The following is a 9,450-nucleotide window of genomic DNA, read 5'->3' on the forward strand; positions in this document are numbered from 1 at the left end:
TACCACTTACCACTCACCACTTACCACTCACCACTTACCACTTACCACTTACCACTTACCACTTACCACTTACCACTCACCACTCACCACTCACCACTCACCACTTACCACTTACAACAAAGGATGTTGACTTTTTTCGCGTTTATTGAAATAGATAGCCAACAAAATAAAGAATAGCAAGTAAGCGATATTAAAGCCAGCAGCGCTAATCCATGCTTTCAAAAGTCCATCAGGCAATAGTAATTTAATTGGTTGCTGATACAGGGTGATAAATACAGGAGAAATAAACCCCACCCATTTAGGCAGTACAGTTTTTCCGCAAAACACGAGAATCGAAAAAAGCAGCCAACCGAATAGCAACACTGCGATAGCTGTACCCCAAGCAATGTAAAGCACTTTGGTAAATCCTGCGGCCATTTCGATTAGATAAGCATGTGCACTGGGATCTGTATGATAAATGGCTTTAAACAATTCTCCACTATAGTAAAAATCAGCGTGTCCTAACGGCATTAATACAACACTAATGACTAAGATAAAATAGGTCAACCAAGCGTGTGGTTTTCTTTTATCTTTAAAGAATTGATAGGCTAGCCATACGCCTGGTAAGAATAAAAAGGCTGACATCGACGCAAGAAGTGCGCCCCACATTAAGCGTTCTGTCGAGCCTTCGATCATGAGCAAGGCTAAAGTGTGATCCAATTGATCTACATAGGTTTCTGTAAATAAAGGGTATTTTGCCGGGTCGACGTGAAACCCTACAATGAGAATATCACCCATGACCCAAAGGATTGAAGCAATAATACTAGAAATAAAAGACCACCTAATTTTTGTTGAATAATTCATATGTAAGAAATAATATAGTTACGTTATTTAATTTTACTACTTGTTTTATGCGTTTAATTCTCTGTGTTACCTTGTGCATCAAGGAGTTGTACAGATACAGCAGTTGCCTTGTTCTTGAGTTTCTTAGCACTGCGCACTACCGCATACAGGACAAGTCCAAAGATGATCCAATCAATTGCTGCACTTGCCCAATACACACTGCTGACGCCATAGATAGCAGGTACGATAAGCAACACGGGAATATAGAATACCAGCTGACGGAGTATACTGATGATGGTTGCAGGTTTAGCATCTTCAATGGCAGGAAACCACACCATGGCCATAAATACAAAAGGCAAAACCAACAGCACACTCATGTACAAGCGAAAATCAAACAGTTGTTGGGGTAAAAACGCCATATTGGGAATCATAACCGAGAGTAAACCTGAAGGATAAAGCATTACAAACAACCAAAAGGGCAATAACACAGCCAATCCTGTTAGTGAAAACAAGCGATACGCTTTGATACTGCGCTCGTAGTTCTTTGCGCCATAGTTCATCCCTGCCACGGGTTGTAAAGCGCGCATCAGTCCCCAAAGCGGGGTATTTAATAGGATATAAAAGCGATTAACCGCAGTAAAAAATGTAATATCTTCTGCTGTTCCATATTTGGCCAAGGCATTGAACACGACAATATTTTGAATGACAATCATCACCATCATGATAAAACCAGGCATACCCAAAGCGAGTGTTTCTTTTATAATGGCTTTATTTTTTTGCAAGGACCAGAACTTCGTTTGAAAAGAGGCCTTTCCTCCTGCATAATACCATACTCCTAAGAGGGTGTAAATTAGCATGGAACTATTGGTTGCCCAAGCAGCACCAGCAACTCCCCATCCGAAAGTGGAAATAAATAAGGGTTTTAACGCTAAATCGACCAAGAGTCCAATAGCAATCATCCACGCGGCTGTTTTCATTCTTCCTTCTGCCCGTACAATCATGTTTAAGGCTAAACCGTGGATCCAGAAAAAGCTTCCCAAAATTGTCACGCGAAAATACTCCACACCAAGCGTGAGAATTTCATCTCGTCCGCCCATCATATACACCAATTCTTCAGCAAAAATGTAACAGGGAATCGTTAGGACAATGGAGAAAAGAAGGGTCAAATAATTGACCGTTCCCATGGACTTTTCGAGCTTAGCTGTATCTTTTGCACCGATCCAGATGCTAATAGCCGAGCCAATTCCCGTGCCGATTAACGTTCCAAATCCCTGCGCAAATTGCGCCAACGGATAGGCAATCCCCACGGCAGCCAAGGCTGTATTACTCACAAGATGTCCGACAAATAAGCCATCTAAAAAATTGTTTAATCCATATAAAACCATAGCTACAACAGCAGGCCAAGCCAATTGTACCATTACCTTGGGCAATTTTCCTGCTACAATGAGTTGTCTTTGTTTATCCATATCACTTTGTTTTTATTTCGATCTAATGATCTCGAATGAAACCCTTTAGTCTCTTACTTCTTTTTTTTAGGAAGCAAGAGAAATTCTTGTTTTTTATTAAGAATCATTCTAAACAATTACTATCTTTGCGCAAAGGTAACGGCAAACGTTCACCACAATGTCCCAAATACGGATTAAAATGTCCGTCAAAAAAAATGATGCCATGGCGATGACGTTGCGCTTATATGACTTGAAGCACAAGCACACTTTAGTAGAGAAACACTATCCTACCTCTTTTTTTGATTTGGATGAAGGGGGCATTAAGGAGCATACCACCTATTTGGATTCTTTTCTTGGACAGGGTTTTTATAGGGAAATCTATTTTGAAGGGGTACATATCGGATTTGGTGATGTTCACTTAGCTCATGCACTACACTTGGGATTTGAAAGTGATTTTGAAACCATAGAGATGCACTTTACACTCAAGGGAAAAAGCACGGCACATACCAGTCAATTTGACAAGCAAATAAGCTTTAGCTCCAACTCACACAACTTGCTTTACACAAATGGATTAGGTGGAAAAATGCAGTGGGAATCTCAATCGTTTCAACTGTGTGAAATCAATTTAAGACCTGACTTCTTTACTCGTTTTTTACCAACGGATCACCTGCTCTTTGAACAGTTTAGAAATGCGATTGAAAAGGGACAATCGAGTTTACTTCACCCACAACACTACCAGATCAACCACCAGATGTATCAAATCATCGAACAGATTATACACTGTGATAAAAAAGGCGTTTTTAAACGTTTGTTTTTAGAGGCTAAAGTTATTGAACTATTGCTGCTTCAACTGGAACAGTTCTATGGTGATCAACCTTACCAAGGGTCGTTAAAGCGATCTGACATCGACAAGATCTACGCCGTCCGAGATTTTATGGTACACAATTTAGATAGTACCCATTCCCTACTCGATCTAGCGCATCAGGTGGGAACCAATGATTTTATACTAAAAAAGGGATTTAAAGAGCTATTTGGCACGACTGTGTTTTCCTTTTGGGCTCATGAAAAAATGGAACATGCCAAGCAGTTGCTAGCCGAACAAGCCTTAACGGTCAGTGAAGTTTCGGAGCGAATTGGCTATAAGAATCAACGTCATTTTTCAACTGCATTTAAAAAGAAGTACGGTTTTTCACCTAGTGAAACCGTTAAGGGCTGATTTTTTTGTGCTGGATGTTAATCCTAAGGTTGAGGCAGTTGGTCTCATCGCCCTTATTTAACGATCCCCAACCGCTATCTATCCGTCTAAAACAAACCAAGAGCAAATGACCTCCCTTAAAAATCTACTAAATTCTTTACATGAGGTAAGAAAATTCCTCGGACACAGAATACCTCTCGAATCTCCTCTTCTTGCAGGAGTAAACTTTCAAAAGCAGCATTATCCGCTATAAACAACAACGCTTTGGTATCTGTTACCCGTTTAAAACGATAGCATAAAACGCCTTTATTCTCCACGATTAATACATAAATATTCCAAGGTTTCATTTCGGAAAGTGCAATTTTTTTGGACAGTAAATAAGAACTTACTTTAATTGTGGGAAACATATTCTCTACGCCAACTTGAAAAGCAATATCGACCTCTTCTTCTGTAGGAAACACATAGCTTGGAGTACTTGCCAGACAACGCTCTGGATTGATAAAATACTCAATATGATGATCCACTGAGATCATTTTTACAATTCTTTCATCCAAATTAATCGAATACACTGAATTGGGATGAATGAGAAAGACTTCATTTAAATCAATTTTGTTTTTTTTACAAACTTCAATAATTCTATCGTAGCGCACGGTTTCTCGAATTTTCCATGACGATAGCGTATTAGGTTTTATTTCTAATAGATTCGCGAGTTCCAAATCAGTTTTTAACCCAAGTAATACCTTTAATCTCCTGATTACGTCATTTGCATCTAACATAGTTTTTCCTTTTTGCGAATTAAATATTGTAAACGACTGCTGTGGTTTCTTATGTTAACAATTCAATCATACTTAAAAAATAAGCACGTATAACAAACAATACTTCACCATCACCATCTTTTAAAGCACTCTTGTCTAGAGTTTATCTAGACCAACCCAAGTAATTCTCATTTTATTAACAGACTAAAACCACCATTAAAAGTACAAAAAATTCGCATAAAATCACTTATTAGTGTATTAATATTCTCAAAATAAAGATTATTGAATATTTTAGGCTATTTTCAATTCAGGAAAAATATGATTTTAATCAAAAAAGCCCCTAAATAAAGGGGCTTTTTCAAGGTTATTTGTCGGTTTACATTAGCAAATCAATTCTACTTTTCCACTGACTACATCGTAATATCCACCCACTATGCCAATTTGTTCTTCGGCAATCAGTTTGGTCAAGGAGGGGCTTACACGCTGTAGTTGGTCTACAATAGTACGTACATTTTCCTTCGTTACTAATTCGATGAGTTCTGCTTGAGCAAGTTCTGTTGCTTCGTATTGCTGGCGTACTTTATCCACTACGGGGTGAATGCGTTCCAAAATCGTATCTAACTTTCCTAAACTAGTGTGATTACAAGCTCCAGTTATGGCACCACAACGGCTATGTCCCAATACGAAGATGAGTTTACTTCCCACCACATTACACGCGTATTCCATACTGCCAATCACTTCATCTGTCAATACATTTCCGGCAATTCTCAAGCTAAAGATATCGCCAATTCCTTGGTCTAAAACGTGTTCTAATGGTGCTCTACTATCCATACAGCTCAAAATTACAGCATGAGGATGCTGGCCGTCTTTTGTTTCTTGCAATTGATGCAGAAAATTTCGGTTGTATTTTAGGTTATTGACAAAGCGGTTGTTGCCTTCTAATAGTAAGTTTAAGCTTTGTGCAGGTGTCGTATTGGCTAATATTTCTTTTGTAAATGAATTCATTGTTATATGGTTTTTCGGTGTGATAAAATAATATGTTGTTGTCCTTGATCCACATAAATGGATCTATGAAATCCCGTTGTGGTAATGAAGATATTTTTTTCTTTGGCTTTCTCATTGATAAATGTCTGAAGTAACTCAATCACATCAATGTGGATATACCCCATTTGCTTGGCGTGAATGGCTAGGTGACAATTATCGGGCAATTGATACAGCTTATTTTTAATTGCTGTTTTATTGAGAAAAGACACCTCTTGTGCTAGGGTTAAGGTATAGGTACGTTGCTCATCTTGCACCGTATGTTGCATGGAAAAAGCTTTGCGTACATTTCCAAGAAGTAAAAAAACAACACTCACCGCCATTCCTGCCAATACCCCAAGCAATAAATCAGTAGCAACGACCATAACAAAGGTGACGATAAACGGCAGGAATTGCGTATAGCCTTTGTGCCAAAAATGGCGAATGATACTAGGTTTAGCGAGGTTATACCCGACTACAATCAACACCGCTGCTAAAGAAGCTAAAGGGATCATATTCAAAATAAGCGGCAATAGGAGTACCGCCAAAAACAACAAGACGCCGTGAATAACGGCCGAGGCTTTATAGCGTCCACCTGCATTGACATTGGCCGAGGAACGCACCACAACAGATGTCATAGGTAAACCTCCTATCAGCGAACTCAGTATATTTCCAATACCTTGAGCTTTGAGTTCTCTATTGGTATTTGTACTGCGCTTTAAAGGATCCAAACGATCTGTTGCCTCTATACACAAAAGTGTCTCAATAGAGGCCACAATGGCTATTGTTCCAGCAATAACCCAGACCGTTGGATTGACAAATCCACGCCAATCAGGAAAAACAAAGAGGGAAGAAATAGCAGAAAAATCATCCAACAGCGGCATAGCAACTAATTGCGTTGAATCAATTCGCCATGAACTTCCGCTATATCCCCAAAATTGATTGAGTGAAATTCCCACAGCCACAACAACAAGTGCTGCAGGTAGAAAAGAGAGCGAACGCAATGTTTTACTTTTATTCCACAAGATTAAAATAGCCAATGATAGTAAAGTAATGGCTAGTGTTCCTTTGTGAATAACGGCGACGCTGTTAAGATCACCCAAGGTTTCAATGCCAAACACCAAAGGCAGTTGTTTAATCAAAATAACCAATCCTATTCCGGCTAGCATGCCTTCAATTACGCTAGAAGGAAAAAAATTGGCAATCGTACCCAGGCGTAAAAAGCCCAAGAGCAATTGCAGTGCACCTGCAATAATTCCTGCAGTCAGCAAAAGTTGGAAAGATCCCAACTCACTAATAGCCGCTAGAATAATGGCAGCCAATCCCGCAGCAGGACCACTTACACTCACATTGGAATTACTTAAAAACCCGACGACAATCCCCCCGATAATTCCAGAAATAATTCCAGAGATCGGTGGTGCGCCAGAAGCTAGTGCGATTCCCAAACACAAGGGGAGCGCGACTAAAAAGACCACAAGGCCTGGAGCAACACTTTTTTTCCATGTTGCTAAACGCATAGTATGTATCATTTTTTGTTTACTAAAGAATTAATCTCATTGACTTCTCTTGTAAAGGAACGGTAGCACCATAGCCGTCGTATTCAAGGCGATAATCGCCTCAAAACAGCTGGTTCAACCCATCCATTACAGGGAGTAGTCTAATGAAAACACAAGATAAAAATCGCTCTTTGTGTGAGACAAACAGCGCTAACAAGACTTCAATCCAAGGCCATACTAGACATTCGATTGCATGTACCGAATATCACTTGACAGCCGTAAGACTTACTCTTGTTTTTCTTTAAGCAACAAAATATTCTGGAGGTGGAGATACGACCTCAAACTCTTGAGATTCGTACACTAACTTTAACTGAGCAAAGGCAAGTCCCTTGCGTTCTGAATCTTGAAAAACAAAATCATCCTGAAACTGGTGAAAGTCATTGCAGTGACCTTTTTCTTCTTCCTCAGCGTTGGTGATTGGCTTTTTGTTTTCTTCGGAAATAGTAATCATCGGTATATCCAATTCAATGCCTGCTAACACCGCAATAGTTGGTGTAGCAATGAAGTTAACAAAGAAAAATAAAACGACTAGCGATGCATATTTCATGAAAACAAAAATATTTTTTTTTGAAACTATACAAGAATTTGAGGTGTTAATTTTTTTGTAATTGTGAGTACACCTCTTCTCACCTTCTTGATTCAGCCAAAAAATCAAAAACCTTCAATACACCAGGCACTGGAATTTGATGTTGGAGGTATTCTTCTTTGGTAAAATACTGTACACCCCCAATTTCATTGGCGATGGTTATTGTTTCGTTCTTCAATGGATAAAAGTAACAGGCTTGTTGCATCATGATATTCTTTTTCTCACCAAAAGCAGGCGCTACAATAGGGGTTAAAAACGACAGGCGGTCGGGTTGTAAACAAAGGGATAGCTCCTCTTCTATTTCGCGGATTAAGGCTTGTTTACTATCCTCACCTGCATCTATCTTTCCTCCAGGTAAATACCACGCTTGTTTATTCTTACTGAATGCTAGGAGCAGCTTGTCACCATCCCAACACACCAGTCCAGCTGTCTGTAGATCAAGCCAAGGTTCGCGCACCACGGTGAGGTAATATTCGGTGGCAGGTTGTGCTACAAACTCCCCCTCCCAAACGCTTGATCGCTGTCCGCCTAGTTGTTCATAAATCAGATTCGTTTCAGGTGAACTCCAAACGGTTAGGTAGTTGAACTTCTCCTTTAGGGCTACCGCTCGAATTTCATTTACTAAGGCTTCTACTCCTTCTTTCCTGAAATACTGAGGCAAAAGATATAGTTCCGTCAATTGTCCATAATACAGCTCAGTACGGAGAACAAAATAAGCCACTACCTCACCCTCCAATTTAACCCAATACGCCTTACTTTTTTCGGTCGGATATTCCTCCTCTTGTAGAGGAAGCGCAGGCAAACAAAAAGCTTGTGCCTGTTGTTTTAATGCATCGATTATTGGATCGTGGGGTATAAGAAGCTGTTGTACTGTAAGGTTGAATGCAGACATGGTTTGTTCGTTGTTCGTTGTGCTTTGCTCGTCGTGCGTCGTGCGTCGTGCTAAAGTAAAAAGAAAAAGCAGGACAATAAAATCATCCTGCTTTTTCTTTTTCACAAAATTTTGTTTTGTAGTACAAACAAATGTGTCTGCCCTACACGTTTTTAATTTAAAAATAAAGAACTATTATGAAACAACAAACAATTAAACAGAGCACTTTTATTTTTAAATTAAAAACGAAAAGTTCTTTCTTACTTTCACCTGCATCCCTTTTTTCGCCTTACTTAAAAAAGAGACACAAGTCCAAAAGAACTTTTGCTTTTTTAATTCCTCAACAAAGGAAATAACAATCTATCTAATAAGCAAGAAAAAAAAGCATCAACTTGCTTTTTTAATCATTATTTAATACGCTAAAAAAAATAGTTGAATGAAATGAAATTTCGGCAACATAATATTGTACAAAACACAAAAAAAACAAAAAAAGATTACTCTTTTTCCATCTATTTTCTGGTCACTTTGAATCAAAACAACTGTTTTTCACTTGTTTTAAGACGCTTCCTACTTCCTTTAAACTCAATTAGAAGTTGAGCTACTAAGTATTTCTCATCCTTTTGCGTGCAAACACGGCTCACCGTCAAAAAATCAGTTTTTATTTGTGCTGATCTTCCAATAAATAGGCTCCCCAAGCATTGAGTTGTTTTAACACCTCCACTAATTTCATTCCCAAAGGTGTTAGCGTATATTCTACCCGAGGGGGTACTTCATCAAAGCGTTGTTTGTTTAGAATTCCCGCTTCTTCTAATTCCTTCAGCTGTTGGTTGAGCACACGGCGATCTACGGTGGCTATACCCCTTAAAAATTCACTAGGCCTGCGTTCACCTTCGTTAATTCGCCAAATAATTGGAATTTTCCATTTACCGCTAATCGCTTTAACAGCATATTCGAGCGGGCAAACCTTGGTTGTAATAATTTGTTTCTGCATAATCCACTTCGTTTTGTATAGACAAAGGTCTTACTTATATTTTATTTGACCTAGTTTTTTAGCCTAAGCTGTATGTTGTTATGCGCTCCTCCTTTTTGAAGCCTTTGAAAACTTTTCTCTCACCACTCACCACTCACTCTGTACGTCCCTGACATAGGTTGACCATAAAAATTCAATTTTCCTATGAAAGTCAACGTTCAACAAATTAA

9 protein-coding genes are annotated in these 9,450 nt (G+C 39.0%); 1 reads left to right on the plus strand and 8 read right to left on the minus strand.

Annotated features, from left to right (window positions below; all coding sequences use genetic code 11):
• Window positions 1-111: 111 nt before the first annotated feature.
• On the minus strand, window positions 112-843 hold the full coding sequence (locus tag ACPDHL_RS15620; RefSeq protein WP_430533654.1) for a DUF6796 family protein: 732 nt from the start codon (window positions 841-843) through the stop codon (window positions 112-114).
• Between the two features lie 53 nt (window positions 844-896).
• Window positions 897-2,288: an MATE family efflux transporter gene (locus ACPDHL_RS15625; protein ID WP_430533655.1), complete on the minus strand. Its 1,392-nt coding sequence runs from the start codon at window positions 2,286-2,288 to the stop codon at window positions 897-899.
• A gap of 178 nt (window positions 2,289-2,466) precedes the next feature.
• Here ACPDHL_RS15625 and ACPDHL_RS15630 point away from each other — a divergent pair, with 178 nt between their 5' ends.
• Entirely contained in the window at window positions 2,467-3,483 is a 1,017-nt protein-coding gene (locus ACPDHL_RS15630; protein ID WP_430533656.1) for a helix-turn-helix transcriptional regulator, read from the plus strand.
• A 116-nt stretch (window positions 3,484-3,599) separates the two neighbouring features.
• On the opposite strand, the gene ACPDHL_RS15635 is transcribed toward ACPDHL_RS15630, so the two are convergent.
• From ACPDHL_RS15635 to ACPDHL_RS15660, 6 genes are all read right to left on the minus strand, one after another.
• Window positions 3,600-4,238 (minus strand): helix-turn-helix domain-containing protein, encoded by a 639-nt coding sequence (locus tag ACPDHL_RS15635; RefSeq protein WP_430533657.1) that lies wholly within the window; start codon window positions 4,236-4,238, stop codon window positions 3,600-3,602.
• Window positions 4,239-4,598: 360 nt separating this feature from the next.
• The gene (locus tag ACPDHL_RS15640; RefSeq protein WP_430533658.1) at window positions 4,599-5,222 is read right to left on the minus strand and encodes a carbonic anhydrase; all 624 of its coding nucleotides are present in this window, start codon (window positions 5,220-5,222) and stop codon (window positions 4,599-4,601) included.
• 2 nt (window positions 5,223-5,224) lie between these two features.
• A complete protein-coding gene (locus ACPDHL_RS15645) occupies window positions 5,225-6,766 on the minus strand; it encodes a SulP family inorganic anion transporter (RefSeq protein WP_430533659.1) in 1,542 nt (513 codons plus the stop codon).
• A gap of 268 nt (window positions 6,767-7,034) precedes the next feature.
• The gene (locus ACPDHL_RS15650) at window positions 7,035-7,340 is read right to left on the minus strand and encodes a hypothetical protein (protein ID WP_430533660.1); all 306 of its coding nucleotides are present in this window, start codon (window positions 7,338-7,340) and stop codon (window positions 7,035-7,037) included.
• A 79-nt stretch (window positions 7,341-7,419) separates the two neighbouring features.
• Window positions 7,420-8,376 (minus strand): NUDIX hydrolase, encoded by a 957-nt coding sequence (locus ACPDHL_RS15655; RefSeq protein ID WP_430533661.1) that lies wholly within the window; start codon window positions 8,374-8,376, stop codon window positions 7,420-7,422.
• A gap of 532 nt (window positions 8,377-8,908) precedes the next feature.
• On the minus strand, window positions 8,909-9,241 hold the full coding sequence (locus ACPDHL_RS15660) for a winged helix-turn-helix transcriptional regulator (RefSeq protein WP_430533662.1): 333 nt from the start codon (window positions 9,239-9,241) through the stop codon (window positions 8,909-8,911).
• Window positions 9,242-9,450: the final 209 nt, after the last annotated feature.

This window comes from Myroides sp. C15-4, from assembly GCF_050522745.1.
Classification (GTDB): domain Bacteria; phylum Bacteroidota; class Bacteroidia; order Flavobacteriales; family Flavobacteriaceae; genus Flavobacterium.